This is a genomic window from Streptomyces sp. NPDC091281 (assembly GCF_044757425.1).
Classification (GTDB): domain Bacteria; phylum Actinomycetota; class Actinomycetes; order Streptomycetales; family Streptomycetaceae; genus Streptomyces.
The window spans coordinates 41469-58553 of the sequence record NZ_JBIVUY010000016.1 but is presented as its reverse complement, the minus strand read 5'-3'; the positions used below and the strand labels follow the sequence as shown (position 1 = coordinate 58553).

The window sequence follows — 17085 nt, the reverse complement described above, 5'->3', positions numbered from 1 at the left end:
GAGCTCGCGCACAGGCTTCGTGCGCTGCCGTGGGTCAGTCAGAACTGCCCGCCTCGCCAGAGGTGTCGTCGCGCGAACGCAGCCTGCTCCGCGCCGCATTCAGACGCTCCGCGTAGTCTGCTGCGAAGATCCCGGGCAAGGAGTTGTCCGGTGTCCCCGCGAGTCTGTGAATCGGGGCCTACACGGCTTCGTGGTCGATGAGACGGCTGAAGTCGGTCATCTGCACCCGCTCAAACCAGTCCGACAGGACCAGCGCCTCATCCGGGGTGAGTTTGATGATGATCTGCTCGTCCTCCACGGACGGAACATACTCGCGCGCCAGGCACGGCCAGATTCACCGCAGTACCCGAGCCGCCCTATTCGCCCGTACCCAACTGGATTGAGACGAGTAGGAGAGAGCAGCCTCACCTGCTTCCGCCTCGCCGCTCTTCCCGCCCCCGGTGGGCAACCCGCTGGCATCGGGGCCCAGCCAACGCCCTTCCGCACGCGACGTACTGGCCCATCAAGTCCAGCAGAGCAACACAGCTGAAGATCAAAGGTGGTTCTCCGAGATCCTTGGAGTCACGCGCCGCCACGCAGGAACCGAGTTCGGCAATCTGGACGCAGTCATTGGCGCCTCCGCTGAACAAGCTCTTCCGCCACCGCGCCTGCTGAAGTTCCTCGGGTCGGCAGCGTCGGGGCTGGTTCATGCCTACGCTGCGGGCTCCTTGCCGGTACGGATGTGGCGGCCGGGGTGAGGGCGATGGTCCTGAGCTGGTCGAAGAGGGCCACGTAGGTGTGGACGTCACTCTCGGACTCCAGGTACATGGAGTTGTTGAGCAGCTCCGCGCTTGGGGCTGTCGGCTGCCGCCCGCCAAGGCGGTGTGATGACGGAGGAGTTCACGGGTGCCCTGGCCGCACGTCCAACTCAGCGCCGACCCTGCCGCCTTCCCGGCCCGCCCACCGGCCGACCCGAGCGACCCAGCGGCGATCGTTGCGTGCGACCACGCGGCGTTCGACTCCGTGGAGACCATGGTCGATCACTGGGACCGCCCCGGCTGGACGGCGCGGACACGCGCGTACTACTGGATGCTCACCTTCACCGACAACCAGGCTCTGACCGGCCTCGCCCGTCACTGCCAGCAGCACCTCGCACCCCTCGGGCTCGATCCGGTACCTCTCGACGGGCTGCACATCACACTCACCCGTGTCGGTTCCGCCTCGACGCTCGCGCCGGGTCTCCTCGACGACATCGTCAGCGCCGCGATGCCCCTGCTACCGGCGTCCTTCGGCCTACAGGCCGTGCCGCTCGCGGGATCTCGGGGCGCCGTTCGCCTGACAGTCACGCCCTGGGTTCCCGTCCTCGCCCTGCACGCGGCTCTCAGCAAAGCCATGCGCCTGAACGGAGTGGTCCCGCGCAAGCCGACCGCCCTGTTCCGCCCCCACCTGAGCCTCGCCTACAACAACCGGTCCCGCCCCGCCGGGCCGATCATCAAGGCCGTCACCCCGCTCCGAGGGCTTCCGCCGGTCGAACTGTACGTGCAGGAAGTGCAGTTGGTGGAGCTGCGGCGCGAGGGGCGCGCCTACCGGTGGGACGTGGTCAAGGGCTTGCCCCTCGGCTGACCGACGGACTTCCGCACGGCAGCACGGCGACGACCGCCTTGCCGACGGCGGTACGTTCCACGTACCAGCACTGTGCCAGCGCCTGCACCAACCACAGTCCACGGCCGGACTCCGCAAGCGGATCGCCAGCAGACTCCGACGGAGGCACCGGCCCGCCGTCAGCCTCCGGGTCGTGGACCGCGACGATCACACGATCCGCGTCGACCTCGACGGTCAGGCAGTCGGGCCCGGCAGCCGTGTGCCGTACGGCATTTCCCACCAGCTCGGACAGGATCAGCAGCAGGTCATCCACACAGGGCACGACGCCGGCCAACTCCCTGCGAATCCTGGGGCGAGCCCTGGCGAGGGGCTCACGGCGACCGGCCAGAGGCACCAACACCCTGCATGGACTGCTGTGAACTACCGGGCCTGACTCGTTCAGCTTCACGGTCGCTCTTCCAGTGGTACGAACGGGCATGCCCCTACGTTCCGCTGACCCGACGCGCGTTTCTACGTCGCCCGGCCGACGCCTCTCCGCCGTTCGGACGGGAGCAGACGGCGGCCGAATGGCGTGGCTACGGCGTGGAGGCGCGGGCGTCTACGGGGGGCCTTGGGGCGCGACGCAGCTCGGCCCCTCATGGATCCGCTCCACAACTGGTCTCAGCTCGTGCGCACTTCACGGCTGCTCACCGAAGCCGCGGACAGCTTCGTGATGATGATCAGGGTCTCGACGGCCGGTAGTTAACCCCATAGGCCGCGGACGCACGTGCCGTTCGCCTGGCTTCCCTGAACGCTGGCGCCTTCACCCGAAGCGATTCGGATCGAAGCCCGCCGCATCGGCACCACGACGCAATAGGCTGCGGCCTGATGCACGTGTCAGCCCTACATGAACAGGCCGCGCACAACTGCGGTCGTAATCAGTGGTGTTTGGGTGCACCGGCCGCGCAATGCCCCGCTGCTGAGCAGCACTTCTCCGCACCCCGCGGCGCGAAGAACCGGCATCGTCCCGACGTAGGCTGCCTAGCTCTGCTACAACGCCATCGAGGATGCTATCGGCCTCGCCTAAGCCTCAGGGGACTACCAGGCACAGCTACCGTCCGAGGACCCAGCCTCCCCCGAAAAGACACTCTGCGCCGAATGTCCGATTCTCTGATCCTTGTCAATTCAGCGGCTGAGCACTAGCAAAGGCCCAGCTCACAGAGACTGCTCCCCGCGCGTGCGGGGGTGGACCCGTCAGCTCGTCGAGGCTGCGGCGCATCCCCTTCTGCTCCCCGCGCGTGCGGGGGTGGACCCCGGGCAAGAGTGATCTTGATCAGTCCAGTGCGCTGCTCCCCGCGCGTGCGGGGGTGGACCCACGCAGGTGGGAACTCCCTTGGGCAACCTTGGCTGCTCCCCGCGCGTGCGGGGGTGGACCCCACCGCGGCGGCGAGGAGGACCAGGAGGCCGGCTGCTCCCCGCGCGTGCGGGGGTGGACCCACCTGCGCGCCGACCGCCGGGTACTCGGAGAAGCTGCTCCCCGCGCGTGCGGGGGTGGACCGGGGTTGTCGTCCTCGCCATCGTCGGACCCTCTCTGCTCCCCGCGCGTGCGGGGGTGGACCCACGGCATCTGGGGTGGCCTCACCGAAGACGAACTGCTCCCCGCGCGTGCGGGGGTGGACCCCGAGCGGGAAGTGAAAGAGCGGGCGCCGCGGACCTGCTCCCCGCGCGTGCGGGGGTGGACCCGGTCTCCACAAGGGCGACTTCGTCCCGGACCCCTGCTCCCCGCGCGTGCGGGGGTGAACCGGATGTGCGGTTGAGGCCGTCCTGGCCCGCCTGCTGCTCCCCACGCCGACTAGAAACGGCTCCGCTCGCAGGGACGGGGACAAGCCCGCGCTGCCACCCCCACTCCTCAACCCCCCATCCGCCCCCGAACATAACCCCCCTTAATCTCCTCCCACCGCTCCCCCTCCACCCCCGTCAACGTCCCCCGCAACTCCCCCAGTTTCAACAGATTCGCCTCCGCACCCCCCACCAGCGTCTGTGCCTCCGCTCGATAGTGGTCGTCGATCACCGCGCTCAACTCCGCCTCGCTCATCGCCGCGTTGATGCGCTCGGCGATGCGCCGCATGGTGCGGTAGGAGCCCTGGAGGCGGAAGGGGGGTTCTGTGCGGGTGGTGTCGGTGCGGGCTGCTGACGCGATGTAGGCGGCGTTGACCGCCAGGACCGTTGTGCGGGCCGTGAGGAGGTGGCGGAGGACCGACAGGATCGGGGTGAGTTCGGCGGGGCTGTAGGGGTGCGTCAGGTGGTCGGTGCGAGCCGTGGGGTCGCCTGCGGCCAGGCGCAGAAGCAGGTCCAGGTCCGTGCGGGTGCGGCCCGCCAGGGGGGCCAGTACCGGGTGAGCCGTGAGGGCGTTCTCCACGAAGCTCAGGGCGAAGGCGTCCTCCTTGCCGGTGAGGACGTCGCCCAGGTTCCAGACGTCCGCGCGGTTGGCCAGCATGTCGGGGATCTGGAAGCGGGTGCCCGCTTCCGTGTACGGGTTGCCGGTCATGCAGACCGCGAAGCGTTTGCCGCGCAGGTCGTAGGTGTGGGGGCGGCCGTCGTGGACGCCGTCCACCCTGCGGGTCGCGTCGCAGAGGGGGATGAACGTCTGGAGCAGCTCGGGGGACGTGTGCTGGATGTCGTCGAGGTGGAGGAGGACGTTGTTGCCCGCCGCCAGTGCGAAGTTGATCCTCTCGATCTCCTGGCGGGCTGTCGCGTTCGGGGCCTCGGCCGGGTCGAGGGACGTGACGCGGTGGCCGAGGGCCGGGCCGCTGACCTTCACCAGCAGCAGGCCCAGGCGGTCGGCGACGTACTCCATCAGTGTCGTCTTGCCGTAGCCGGGCGGGGAGAGCAGCAGGAGCAGACCTCCCGTACCGCCGGCCGCGGCGCCCCCGGCCGCGTCCGCCGTGCCGAGTTGCTTCGCGAGGCTGTCGCCGATCAGTGGGAGGTACACCTCGTCCACCAGGCGGTTGCGGACGAACGACGGCAGGACCCGCGGGCGGTGGTCGTCGAGGCGGAGGCGGGTCTCCTCGGCCGCCAGCAGCGCCGACCTGCGGCGCTGGTACGCGCGGTGCGCTGGGGCCTCGTGGTGTCGGAAGCGGGCGGTGCGGGCGAGGAGTTCGTCCACGCGGATCTTCAACGACCCGTCGGGCGTCACGCGTTCGTGTGTGCCCAGCAGGCCGCTCACCGTCTCCGTCAGCCGGACCTCGCCGCCCGCGTATCGGGGCAGGTCGGGGCAGAGTTCCGCCGCCACCACCTCGGCCAGGTCCCCGGCCGTCAGGTCCGACGGGGCCGGTGGGGGCGCGTGGGTCGCGTACGCCGTCAGCCATGCCTCGGCCAACTGCCGCCGCGCGGGCAACGCGTCCAGCGCGGCCAGGTCCTCCGCGTACCCGCGCGCCTCGGGCGTGCGGCGGAACGACGCCAGCAGGCGGCTCGGTCCCTCGCCGAGGACGAAGCCGTCGGGGCCGGTGGTCAGTTCGTCCAGCAGGTACGCCGCTGCCGCCTCCGCGGCCGGGTCGCCGGTCGCGTCCGCGGCCATGGCGGCGGCCAACTCCCGCCGCAGGTCGGCCAGCGCGGTCGCGCTGCCGTAGACCTCCCGTACGCGGGTCAGGGAACGTGCCCGGCGCTGCCAGTCGCGGCGGGACTCCTCGGTGGCCGTGTGGGTCCAGAAGAGGTGGGCGGTGGCGCGGGCGGACGGTTCGTGGCGTTGCAGGCCCGCGGCCTCGTGCAGGCGGAGCAGGGTGGTGAGGATGAGGGTGGCGTCGTGGTCGTGGACGCCGCGTTCGTAGCCCTCGTCGTACGCCTCCTCGGCCGCCGTACGGACCAGGGCGGGCAGGTCGGCGGTGGCCGCGAGGGCGGTCGGGCCGTGGGTGTCGAGGAGGCGGGCGGCGAGGTGTTCGGCGCGGTAGACCTCGGGCGACTCCGAGGGCAGCAGGCGGGTCCAGTAGGGGCGGGTGGCGGCGAAGGCGGGGTCGGTGACCGGGGCGCGGTAGTCGGTGCCGGTGACGGCGAAGGCGAGGCCGTCGCCGTGCGGGACGAGGGTGAGGCCGACGGTGCCGGTCGCCACGGTGAAGCGGTGGCGGCCCAGGCGCAGGACGCGGCCGCCGTCGGCGTACAGGTCGGTGCGGTCGCGCAGGGCGCGGGCGGCCTCCTGGCGGGCCGCGTCGAGGCGGCCGTCGAGTTCGTCGGCGCGTACCGGGTCGCCCAGGGCGCGCAGTTCGGCGGTGGTGCCGCGCACCTTGGCTGGCAGCGGGTCGGAGGTGAAGTACGTGGTGACGGCGTCGGCGTCGGGGAGGGTCGCCGCGCGGCGGGTCACCGTGCGCAGGACGCGGTCGGCCGACTCGGCGAGCCGTTCGGCGCGGCGGGCGCGGGCGTCCGCCAGGGACTGGCGGCGGGCGGAGAGCGCCTCGTGGATCTCCTCGCGCCGTTCGGTGAGGCGGTCCACGTAGTCGTCGAACTCGGCGAAGCGCGCCGTCAGGTTCTCCAACTGGACCAGAAGCGAGGCCAGTTGCTCTTCGCATGCCTCGGGAGTGTCCGCTCTCGCCAGGGCGGCCGACACCGCCTGGCCCAACAGGGCCCACTCGGCGGCGAATCCGGCGCGGCCCTCCGCGTCGCGCAGGGCGCGGCGGCGGCCGTCGAGGACGGCGCGGGCCCGGTTGACCGCGCCGAGGGCGTCGGCGACGCGCTCCAGGACGGTCGTACGGACGGTGGCGTCGGCGATGTCGAGTCCGGCGACGACCTCGGTCACCGTGCCCAGTCCGGCGGCGAGTTCGTCGAGGCGGGCGGCGAGGGGTTCGGCCGCGGCGGCGGTGCGGATCTCGCCCGCTTCCGCCAACACCCGTTCCACCTCGGTGTGGTGGCCGGTGAAGGCGTCCTCGCGGGCCAGGTGGGTGACCGCGCGGCGGCCGAAGGCGGCCAGGTCGGCGGCGGCCTCCTCGGCCAGGCCGGCCACGCGGGCGGTGTCCGTGTAGCGGGTGTCCCTGAGGGTGAGGAGGTGGCCGATCGCGCGGCGCAGGTCGGTCAGTCCGGCCGCCCAGGCGGCGGCTCCGCGCGGCGCCTCGCCCCGCAACCGCCTTACCACTGACGCAAGTTGGGCGGTCGCCTCGTCGAGTGCTTCGGCGGCGCCGCGGGTCAGGGCGCGGACGTTCTCGTACTCGGCGCGGATCTGCTCGGCGGTCTCCCGGACCAGCCCCAGCGGCTCGGCGAGGTCGCCCGTCCCGGGGTCGGACAGCCAGTGGTGGGCGTCGGCGGTCCGGGCGCAGGCGGCGGCGAGTTCGGCGTAGACCGCCGTGGTCTCGGGGGTGCCGGTGACCGTACGGGCGACCGCGAGGCAGTCGGCGAGGCCGCGGACGAGGTCGGCGTTGCCGATCCGGGCCAGCGGTCCGGTGCCGATCGGGCGGGCCGCCGCGTGGGTCTCGGAGACGAAGGGGGACGTCCACCGCTGGACCGGGTGGGTACGGCCCGGTTCGTCGCCCTCGGCGCGCAGGAGGGTCAGGGTGCCGTCGTCGGCGAGCGCCCAGCCCCGGCAGAGCAGCGGCGCCGCGGCCTCCTTGCGGATCAGGTGGTACGGCAGCAGCAGGGTGCGGCCCCGCCCCGGCGCGTGGAAGACGTACAGGACGTCCTCGCCGTCGGGCGAGCGCACCTCGCGCTCGAAGCGCATGCCGCGCGCGTCGACGTCGTACGTGTGGAGCGCGCCCGTGGCCAGGAGGTGGCCGCCGGGGAAGACCACGCCCTGGTCCTCGGGCAGGCGGCGGCAGCCCCGGCCGATGCCGTCCAGCCGGACCACCGCGCCGGTCAGGGTGTTGCAGACCAGGTGGCGGTCGGTGTCCTCCTTGTACGGGCGGACGCGCAGCAGGATCAGGGGGCCGACGCGGGCGTACGCGAGGTCGGCGTCCGCGAGGGACTGGAGCGGTTCGTCGACCGGCTCGCTGAACTCCCCCTCCGGCGCGGCGGTTCCGGCACCGTTCGCCGTCGCACCGGAGCCGGTGCCGGAGCCCGTGCCCGTGGCGTTGCCGTTGCCGGTGCCCGTCCGGACGGTGAGGGTGCCGCCGACCGTGGAGACGGCGACCTCGCCGAGGACGGAGACGTACGGGTGGCGGCCCGGCACGTGGTCCTCGCGGGTCGTCGGGGTCCAGGTGAGGTCGTGCGCGGGCGGCAGGACGTGGTCGCGGTCGCCGCGCGCGTCGAGGAAGGAGACCCGGCCGTCGTCGGTGACGGCCCAGCGCAGGACGCGGATGTCGGCGTCCTTCTCGCCGGTGCGGAACACCGCGAGCAGCCGGCCGTCGACCCGGCGCAGCCGCAGGAGCGTCGCCTGGCGGTAGTAGCGGTAGAGGGCCGCGAACTCCCGTACGAAGGACGGGTCATCGAGGAGTCCCGGTACGGCGTCCTCCGGGAGCGGGGCCAGGCTGGCGCCGTCGTGCAGCGTGAAGACGTCGCCGACGGTCGTGTCGGGGCCGGTCGTCGACGCCGGGTCGCCACCGAGGAGGAGTACGTTCCCCCCGGCACCCTCGGCGCCCGCAGCACCTGCACCTGCACCTGCACCCGCGCCCACCGCGCCCACCGCGACGACGTCCCTGGGGACGCGGGCCCGGCCGGTGCGCAGCCGGTCGGTGCCGGTGAGGGCGAGGCCGACCGAGCCGAACTCCTCGACCCGGCGCCGGTCGAGCGCGTCCGCCCGGCGGGCCAGTTCGGCGGCCTGGGCCACGAGACGGTCGCGGAGCAGGTCGTACGTGCCCGCGTCGAGGGAGTCCGGCCGCGCCTCCGGCGCCGCAGCACGCCCCGCACCCGATGGCGCCGCGCCCGTCCCCAGCGGCCCCGCCGCACCCGAACCCGGCCCCGCAGCACCCGGCCCCGCCGTACGCAGCCCGCCCGACCCCGCCCCCTCCGACCCCGTCCCCGCGTCCACACCCGTCTCCACCCCGGTCGCCATGGGGCTCCTTTCTCCATGTGGCCGCGCGGGGCCGTCAGTTCGCTCGGTCGGGTCGGAACGTCAGTCCCTGGGGGCGCCGTTCAGCGACGCCTGCTGGGCGGCGGGCACCGGGGACGCGTCGGCCGACGAGGAACGCGCGGCCCCCGCCCCCAGGGCCCCCAGGTCCCCCAGCGAGCCGATCGACGCGTCCGCGAGCCCCAACTCACCGGCCCGGTCCAGCAGTTGCTGCACCTCTCCGGCCGGGGCGCCGCCCGACCGCATCAGCTTCATCAGCAGCGCCGACACCGTCAGGTTCCGCACGTCGGCCGTCGACACCGAGCCGAGGACGCGGCCCAGGTCGTCCGCGAGGCCGGCGCTGCCGTCCAGGTACGGTCCGGCGAGGGCCTGGGCCGTGTCGGAGTGCCGTACGAAGGCGTCGACGCCGCGGCCGAGCGCGATGGAGGACATCAGCCGGTCGAAGAAGACCGACTCGCCGCCGACGATGCTGATGTCGGCGCTCTCCAGCCCGGTCGCCAGCACCGTGGCCTGCGCCTCCGCGACCTGCCGCTGCACGTCCAGCCCGGCGAGCCGGATGTCCTTCTCCGCCTCCAGCCGCAGCCGGTACTCCTCGTGGGCGCGGGACGCCTCGTCGAGCGCGGCCAGCGCCGCCGCCTTCTCGGTGAGTCCGGCCGCCTCGGCCTTGAGCTTCTCACCGACGCCCTCGGCCTCCGCGAGGGCCTTCGCCCGGCCGCCCTCCGCCTCCGCGCGCATCCGTGCCTCGGCCGCCGCCGCCTCCGCCCGGCCCGTCTTCTCGACGACCTCGGCCTCCTTGTCGCGGACGCTCACCGCGGCCAGCCCCTCGGCGGCGCTCTCCGCGCGGACGCCCTCCGCGAGCCGCAGCTTGGCCTGGGCGTCCAGCTCGGCGCTCTTCAACCGGGCCTCGGCGAGGGTGAGTTCCTCGGCCGCGCGGTGGGTGGCGGCCTGCTCGGCGGCCTGCGCCGCCTTGATGTCCTTGACGAGCCGTTCCTGCGCCTCCGCCTCGGCGGCGATGACGACGGCCTGGCGCTGCCGCTCCGCCTCCTCCACGGCGCGCAGCTTCTTGATGGACTCCTCCTGCTCGGCGACCGTACGGTCCACGGCGACCCGCTCCCGCACGACCTCGGCGATCTCCCGCTTCTCCGCCTCGACCTCCTTGGAGGCCGCGATCCGGGTCAGTTCGGTCTCCCGCTCCCGCGCGATGACCTCCAGCATGCGGTCCTTCTCGATGCGCTCGTTCTCGATCGCGATGACCCGTTCCCGGTTCTTCGCGGCGACGGCGACCTCCCGCGCCTGGTTCTCCCGCTGCACCCCGAGCTGCTCCTCGGTGCGCAGGAAGGCGCCCTGCGCCCGCAGCCGCTCCTCCTCGACGACCCGCGCCGTCTCGGCCTCCTCGCGGGCCCGTACGGTCTCGATCTCCCGGCGCTGCTTGATCTCGGCGTCGGCCTGCCGCCGCTCCAGCTCCAGGATGGCCTCGCGGGCGTCGACGTTCTGCCGGGTGATCTCCTTCTCCTCGGTGCGCTGCGCCTCGTTGGTGCGGACGTGCTCCACGGCCGTGAGTTCGGTGATCTTGCGGATGCCCTGGGCGTCGAGGACGTTGGCCGGGTCGAGCTGGGTGAGGGGCGTCTGCTCCAGGTAGTCGATCGCCGCGTCCTCCAGGTGGTAGCCGTTGAGGTCGACGCCGATGACCTCGATGATCCGGTACCGGAGTTCCTCGCGCTTGGTGTAGAGGTCGGTGAAGTCGAGCTGCTTGCCGACGGTCTTCAGCGCCTCGGAGAACTTCGCGTGGAACAGCTCCTGGAGGGTGGCCCGGTCGCTGGCGCGCGCCGTGCCGACGGCCTGGGCGACCTTGATGACGTCCTCGACGCTCTTGTTGACCTTGACGAAGAACGAGATGCGGATGTCGGCGCGGATGTTGTCCCGGCAGATCAGGCCTTCCTTGCCGGTGCGGGTGATCTCGATGGTCTTCACCGAGATGTCCATCACCTCGGCCCGGTGCAGCACGGGCAGCACGACCTGCCCGGTGAACGTCACGTCGACCTTGCGCATCCTCGACACGATCAGCGCCTTGCCCTGCTCCACCTTGCGGAACAGCCGGGACAGAACGAGCACGGCGAGCAGGGCGATCAGGCAGAGCACGACCAGCGCGCCCACGCCCAGGGTCATGGCATTCATCGGCACCGTCCTTGACGGGTAGGGAGGGGCGCGGAACGTCCCAGGAGTCGGAAGAAGAAGGGCGGGGGCGGTCAGCGGGTCGGTCCGGTGCCCGCCGGGTGGGGGCGGCGCCAGGGCCGGACCAGCAGCCGGGTCGCGGGCCAGGCGGCGGCCGGTGCGGTGACGAAGACCGCGAGGTCGGTGACGGCGTGCGCGGGGCCCGGCCGGACGGCGGGGTCCAGCAGCAGGCCCGCGCCGAGCGCGCCCGACCAGGACAGGCCGGTGAACAGGGAGAGGGAGACCGCGACCGGCACTCCGCCGAGGCCCCACACGACGGGGTCCACGTCCTGGTCGAAGGCGTACGCGTCGGCGGCGCCCACGGCGACCAGCAGCCAGAACCCGGCGAGCACGATCAGCGCGACGGTGAAGAGGAAGGCGGGGAACTCCGTGGCGGCCCCCGTGATCGCGTCCATGGTCCGTACACCCCCCGTAGTCGCGCGGTCGTCCCGCGCCGGTCCCGCCCGCGCTCGCGCCCCGGCCCCCCGTGGGCCCCCGGTACCGCCGCCCCCCGTGGTCCGGCGGGCGGCGGTACGTACCGGAGCGGTCGTGCGTGCTCCCCTCCCCCGTATCCTGCCGACCCCGGCGCCCGCCCCGCACTGCCGGAACCCGGCAGAGTTCGGCCCCCGCCGGCTGCCGTCTCCGCACCCCGCCCGCCGCCCCGACGCGCCCCGCCGCGTCACCGGCCCGGCCCATCCCTGCTGGTCGGGGCCCGGCCGCCGGGCGAGAGTGGGCGCATGGCGCGTGGAGGTGACGTGTGACGCATCCCGGCACCCTCGTGCTGATCATGGCCGCCGCCGTGCTGGCCCCACTGCTGGTGTACGCCACCGGCCGCCGGGTCCGGATCCCGCTGGTGATCTTCGAGATCGGGCTCGGCGTGCTGATCGGGCCGGACGTGCTCGGCTGGGCGCACGAGGACGAGGTCATCGACACCCTCGCCGACCTCGGCCTGTCCATGCTGATCTTCCTCGCCGGGTACGAGATCGACTTCGCGGCCGTCCGCGGCGACACCCTGCGCCGGTCGCTCGGGGCGTGGCTGGTGGCGCTGCCGCTCGGACTCGGCGTCGGCCTGCTGATCGGCGGCGGCGCCTTCTACGAGGGCGTCGTCATCGGCACCGCCCTGACCAGCACCGCGCTGGGCACCGTGCTGCCCATGCTGCGCGACAGCGGGGAGCTGGGCGGACGGTTCGGGCAGGTGATGTCGGCGTTCGGCGCGGTCGGCGAGTTCGGGCCGGTCGTCGCGGTCGCGCTGCTGCTGAGCGGGCGGCGGCCCGCCGAGTCGGCCGCGCTGCTCATCGCCTTCGGCGCGATCACCGCGCTGGCCGTGTTCTGGGCGCTGCGCCCGCGCCGCCCCTGGTTCGGGCGGCTGGCGGAGGGGACCCTGCACAGCAGCGGGCAGTTCGCGGTGCGGTTCGTGATGCTGCTGCTCGCCTGCATGCTGGGGCTCGCCGAGGTGTTCGGCCTGGACGTGCTGCTCGGCGCGTTCGCCGCAGGCGTGCTGACCCGGCTGGTCCTGCACCGCGCCGCGCCCGGCACCAGCGGCGTCGTCCTCGGCAAGGTCGAGGCGATGGGCTTCGGCTTCCTGGTCCCGCTGTTCTACGTCGTCACCGGCATCGAGTTCGACCTCCACGCCCTGCTGCACGACCCCGGCGCGCTGCTGCTGGTCCCCGGCTTCCTGCTGCTCTGCCTGCTGGTGCGCGGCGTCCCGGCCTGCCTGTGGGCGCCCCGCGACTTCGGGCGGGCCGACCGCGCCGCCCTCGGGCTGCTCGCGTCGACATGTCTGCCGCTCGTCGTGGCCATCACCACCATCGGCACCGACCAGAAGCTCATCACCTCGACGGAGGCGGCCTCCCTGGTCGGCGCCGCCGTCATCTCCGTCCTCCTGCTCCCCCTCGTCGCGATGCGGCTACGGGCCCGGGGCGGCCGGGTGGACCCACGCCCCGGCGCGGGGCCTCCGGCGGGGAACGGCACGTCGGAGGCGAAGGACTCGGAGGCCTGGTGAACGGCGCCCGCCCGCCGGAACCCCGCCTCACCCCCGCCGAGCCACCCTCGCCGAGGCGCCTCGCACCCACCTCCTCCTCACCCCCGCCGCGCGCACGCACCATCACCCCCGCCGTGCCGCGCCCACCGGCCACAGCACCTCCACCGGGACCCCCGCCGCACGGGCCGCGGCGACGGCGTCGGCCGTGCCGCCGGGGCGGCCGGGGGTTCCCGGGCGGCCGTCCCAGACGGCGAGGAGGAGGTCGGCGCGGGCCAGGAGGACGGCGTTGGCGGCCTCGTACGCCGCGCGGTCGGCCGTGTCGCGGTCCAGGACGACGACCTCGTCGGCGGCGGCCAGCAGGCGGTCGAACCGGGCGGCGTGGGCGGGGCGGACCTTGACGCGGCGGTAGTCGCGGGCCGGGACGACGGCCGTGAGGCGGCCCCCGGCGGCGAGCACGGCCTCGGCGAAGAGGGAGTCCGCGCCGTCGGCGAGGCAGGACAGCCCCCGTACGCCGCCCTCGGGCGCGAGCCGTTCCAGGGCCTCGTACAGCGCCGCCCGCACCAGGGGCACGCTCGCCTGCGCGAGGTCGGTGTGCCCGGTCACCGCGACCGTCGTCGTCACCCGCGTCACCCGCGTCACCTCGTCCCCTGTCCGGACGGCACCCGCGCGCCTCACTTCGTGCCGACCGTCCGCAGCACCGTGAGGACCAGCGCCCGCGCCACGTCCACCACTTCCCGTACGGACACATGTTCGCGCGCGCTGTGCGCGACCGCGATGTCGCCGGGCCCGAACTGGAGCGCGGGGATGCCCGCCGCCGCGTAGAGCCGCAGGTCGCTGCCGTAGGTCGCGCCGCGCTCGCGGGGGACGGCGGCGCCCGTGGCGTCGGCGTACGCGTGGCCCACCGTCTCCGTCAGGGGATGTCCGGCGGGCAGCCGGCCGCTGGCGAACTGGCCGCCGGGCCAGGTCACCGTCGCGGGGTGGGCGCGCAGCCAGGGGTCGGCGGCGCAGGTCTCGGCGACGACGCGTTCCAGGGCGGCGCGCGCCTCGGCCGGGTCCTCCCCGAGCCGGACGCCGAGCCGCCCCTCGGCGACGAGGACGTCGGGCACGCTGCTGGCCCAGTCGCCGGAGCGCAGGGTGCCGACGGAGAGGGAGTACGGGATCGGGTACTCGGCGAGCAGCGGGTCGGGGGCGTGGTTGCGGACCCCTTCCAGGCGGGCGAGGGCGACGTGCAGGGGGAGGTAGGAGTCGATCGCGCTGACCCCGGCCTCGCGGGAGCTGGCGTGGGCGGCCTTGCCGGGGACGGTGAGGCGGAAGGTGAGGGCGCCCGCGTTGGCGGTGATGACGGTCCCGGCGGTGGGTTCGGCGATGACGCAGGCGTCGCCGGTGTGGCCGCGCCGCAGGGTGGCGAAGGCGCCGAGGCCGCCGTCCTCCTCGCCGACGACGAAGTGGGCGGCGACCCGGCCGCGCGGCCGGACCCCGGCGTCCCGGATCGCGGCGAGCGCGGCGAGGTGGGCGACGAGTCCGGCCTTCATGTCGCAGGCGCCCCGGCCGTGCACGAGGTCGCCGGTGACGCGCGGCACGAAGGGGTCGCCGTCCCAGGCGGCGGGGTCGCCGGGCGGGACGACGTCGACGTGGCCCTGGAGGATCAGGGTGGGTCCGTCGCCGCCGTCGCCGGTCTCGCCGACCACGCCCCAGGCCTCCTCGCGGGGGGCCTCCCGGCCGGGGAAGCCGGGGTCGGCGTAGAGGGCGGGCAGGTCGACGGGCCAGTGGTCGACGGTGAGGCCGAGGCGTTCGAGGCGTCCGGCGAGGTCGTGCTGGAGCTCCGACTCGGCGGCGCTGCCGGTGACGCTGGGTATCCGGATCAGCTCCTGGAGGGTGCGTGCGACGGCCGCCTCGTCCACGGCCGCCAGCGCGGCGGCCTCCTGTCCGCTCAGCACAGCCCGGCTCCTTCCGTCGTCCGGCGGGCCGCTCCCGCCGGTTCCCGCAGGCATACCTGCTCACCCCGGCCGGGGGATACGCCGTGTCCGCCCTCCGGACACGTCACACCGGGCACCCCTGCCGTCGGCCGTCACACTCGGGGTGTCGCCGGGGCGTCGGGAGGTCGCCGGGTCAGGCGTCCGGTGCGCCGCCCACGGTGAAGCCGATGACGGTGCCGCCGCCTGGCCGCCGGAAGGCGAACGCGCCGCCGCCGTGGGCGAGGGCGACCTCGCGGACGATGGACAGGCCGAGGCCGGAGCCGGGCAGGGAGCGGGCGTCGGCGGCGCGGTAGAAGCGGTCGAAGACGCGGGTGAGGTCGGTCTCGGTGATGCCGGGCCCCCGGTCGAGGACCTCGACGCGGACCGGGCCGGGCCGGGCGGGGCCGGTGACGCGGATCTCGACGGGGTCGCGGCCCGTGCGGTCGAACTTGGTGGCGTTCTCCACGAGGTTGCTGAGCGCCCGCTGGAGCATGCCGGGGCGCCCGTCGGTGGTGGTGTCGCCGCTCGCGTGGACGACGACGGACCGGCCGGTGCGGCGGCGGGCGAGTCCGGCGACGTCCTCGGCGAGTTCGGCGAGGTCCACCCGCTGCGGCGGCTCGGTGTCGGACTGGCCGGCCGCGAGGTCGACGAGTTCGTTGACGAGGTCGGTCAGCTCGCGGGCCTCCTGGCCGAGGTCGGCGACGAGTTCGTCGCGGGTGGCGGGCGGCAGTTCGTCGATGCGGCGGAGCAGGGAGATGTTGGTGCGCAGCGAGGTCAGGGGCGTACGGAGTTCGTGGCCCGCGTCCTGGACGAGGCGGCGCTGGTCCTCCTCGGACTGGGCGAGGCGGCCGAGCATGCGGTCGAAGGCGCGGCCGAGGCGGCCGACCTCGTCGGAGCCGGTGACGGGGACCTGGACGCCGAGGCGGCGGGTGCGGGCGACGTTCTCGGCGGCGGCGGTGAGGACGACGAGGCGGCGGGTGATGCGGCGGGCCAGCCACCAGCCGAAGAGTCCGGCGGCGGTGACGACGGCGGCCATCAGCAGCAGGGTGCGCTGCTGGAGGGCGCGCAGCAGGTCCTCGGTGTCGCTGAACTCCTGCGCGATCTGGACGGCGCCCCGGCCGCCGCCGAGGGCGACGGTGGCGACGCGGTAGACGTCGTCGCCGACGTCGACGTCCTTGTGGACGATCAGGTCTCCGGCGACCGGGGCGGCGGCGGTCTCGCGGTCGGCGTCCCGTACGGGGAGCCCCGGACTGCCGGGGTCGACGACCGCGCCGTCCGGGCCGAGGACCTGCACGTCGGTGCGGGCGGGCCGGACGATGTCGTGGCCGGGGGCGGCGGAGGAGAAGTCGGCGGGGTCCATCGCCCGGTCGCGGACCTCGTCGCGCAGGTCCTGCACGACCTCGTCGAAGACGGTCTCCTGGTCGTAGCGGAGCAGCCGGGCGGCGCTGCTGTAGGACAGGACGCCGACGAGGACGGTGACGGCGGCCGTCACCGCGGCGAAGGACACCGCGAACGTCGTGCCCAGCGAGACGAGTCGGGGGCGCCCGCCCGGCCGGCGCGGGACCCGGCCGGGCACCTCAGTCTTCCCGCAGCACGTAACCGACGCCGCGCACGGTGTGGATGAGCGGCGGGGCGCCGGGGCCGTCGAGCTTGCGGCGGAGGTAACCGACGTACACGGCGAGGTTCTTGGAGCCGGGGCCGAAGTCGTAGCCCCAGATGCGGTCGTAGATCGTGGCGTGGTCGAGGACCACCCCGGCATGGCGTACGAGGAGTTCGAGCAGCTCGAACTCGGTGCGGGTCAGCTCCAGTTCGCGGGTGTCGCGCCAGGCGCGGCGGGCCTGGGTGTCCATGCGCACCCCGGCCGCCTCCAGGTGGCGGGCGGACGCGGCGGGCGGGGCCTTCGGCGGGTCCGCGGGGGCGGCCGGGGCGGCGGCGGGGCCGGTGCGGCGCAGCAGGGCGCGCAGCCGGGCGAAGACCTCCTCGACGTCGAAGGGCTTCACGACGTAGTCGTCGGCGCCCGCGTCGAGGCCCGCGATCCGGTCGGCGGTCTCGACCAGCGCGGTCAGCATCAGGATGGGGGTGCGGTCGCCCTCGGCGCGCAGCACCCGGCAGACCTGGAGGCCGTCGACCTCGGGCATCATCACGTCGAGCAGGATGACGTCCGGCGCCGCCCGGTGGGCCTGGGCGAGTGCCTGGACCCCGTCGGCCACGGCGACGACCTCGTACCCCTCCAGGGTGAGGGCGCGTTCGAGGGCGTTGCGGATGGCGCGGTCGTCTTCGGCGAGCAGCACGGTCTGAGGCACCCGGCCAGTGTTCCAGCCCGCCCGGCCGCCCGCCGTGACGGGCGGCTCACCGGGTGCCCTTCTTACGCGCCTCTCACCCGAGGGGACGCGCGC

11 protein-coding genes and 1 CRISPR repeat array are annotated in these 17085 nt (G+C 74.1%); of the genes, 2 read left to right on the top strand and 9 right to left on the bottom strand.

Translation table 11 applies throughout. The features are described from left to right. Positions 1-404 precede the first annotated feature (404 nt). Positions 405-689 (bottom strand): DUF397 domain-containing protein, encoded by a 285-nt coding sequence (locus tag ACIQPQ_RS33335; RefSeq protein ID WP_401311487.1) that lies wholly within the window; start codon positions 687-689, stop codon positions 405-407. Between the two features lie 196 nt (positions 690-885). Between ACIQPQ_RS33335 and ACIQPQ_RS33330 the strand changes: the two genes are divergently transcribed. Then, positions 886-1602, top strand: a complete 717-nt coding sequence (locus ACIQPQ_RS33330; protein ID WP_401311484.1) for a 2'-5' RNA ligase family protein — start codon at positions 886-888, stop codon at positions 1600-1602. Here ACIQPQ_RS33330 and ACIQPQ_RS33325 read toward each other — a convergent pair. The 4 genes from ACIQPQ_RS33325 to ACIQPQ_RS33310 form a co-directional block, all read right to left on the bottom strand. Further along, a complete protein-coding gene (locus ACIQPQ_RS33325; RefSeq protein ID WP_401311481.1) occupies positions 1580-1894 on the bottom strand; it encodes an ATP-binding protein in 315 nt (104 codons plus the stop codon). The genes ACIQPQ_RS33330 and ACIQPQ_RS33325 overlap by 23 nt on opposite strands. A gap of 890 nt (positions 1895-2784) precedes the next feature. After that, a CRISPR array of direct repeats spans positions 2785-3425; the repeat unit is 28 nt; unit sequence CTGCTCCCCGCGCGTGCGGGGGTGGACC. 44 nt (positions 3426-3469) lie between these two features. Further along, entirely contained in the window at positions 3470-8527 is a 5058-nt protein-coding gene (locus tag ACIQPQ_RS33320; RefSeq protein ID WP_401311478.1) for a DNA repair ATPase, read from the bottom strand. Between the two features lie 60 nt (positions 8528-8587). Continuing rightward, positions 8588-10717 (bottom strand): flotillin family protein, encoded by a 2130-nt coding sequence (locus ACIQPQ_RS33315; RefSeq protein ID WP_401311475.1) that lies wholly within the window; start codon positions 10715-10717, stop codon positions 8588-8590. Between the two features lie 71 nt (positions 10718-10788). Beyond that, entirely contained in the window at positions 10789-11169 is a 381-nt protein-coding gene (locus ACIQPQ_RS33310) for a hypothetical protein (RefSeq protein WP_401311473.1), read from the bottom strand. Positions 11170-11510: 341 nt separating this feature from the next. Here ACIQPQ_RS33310 and ACIQPQ_RS33305 point away from each other — a divergent pair, with 341 nt between their 5' ends. Next, a complete protein-coding gene (locus ACIQPQ_RS33305; protein WP_401311470.1) occupies positions 11511-12755 on the top strand; it encodes a cation:proton antiporter in 1245 nt (414 codons plus the stop codon). A 102-nt stretch (positions 12756-12857) separates the two neighbouring features. Here ACIQPQ_RS33305 and ACIQPQ_RS33300 read toward each other — a convergent pair whose 3' ends face one another. The 4 genes from ACIQPQ_RS33300 to ACIQPQ_RS33285 form a co-directional block, all read right to left on the bottom strand. Further along, on the bottom strand, positions 12858-13364 hold the full coding sequence (locus ACIQPQ_RS33300) for a hypothetical protein (RefSeq protein WP_401311467.1): 507 nt from the start codon (positions 13362-13364) through the stop codon (positions 12858-12860). A 41-nt stretch (positions 13365-13405) separates the two neighbouring features. Beyond that, on the bottom strand, positions 13406-14671 hold the full coding sequence (locus ACIQPQ_RS33295) for an ArgE/DapE family deacylase (RefSeq protein ID WP_401311464.1): 1266 nt from the start codon (positions 14669-14671) through the stop codon (positions 13406-13408). Positions 14672-14843: 172 nt separating this feature from the next. Continuing rightward, complete coding sequence (locus ACIQPQ_RS33290; protein ID WP_401311461.1) at positions 14844-16265, bottom strand: ATP-binding protein; 1422 nt, start codon at positions 16263-16265, stop codon at positions 14844-14846. A 1-nt stretch (position 16266) separates the two neighbouring features. Then, a complete protein-coding gene (locus ACIQPQ_RS33285) occupies positions 16267-16992 on the bottom strand; it encodes a response regulator transcription factor (RefSeq protein WP_401311458.1) in 726 nt (241 codons plus the stop codon). Positions 16993-17085 lie beyond the last annotated feature (93 nt).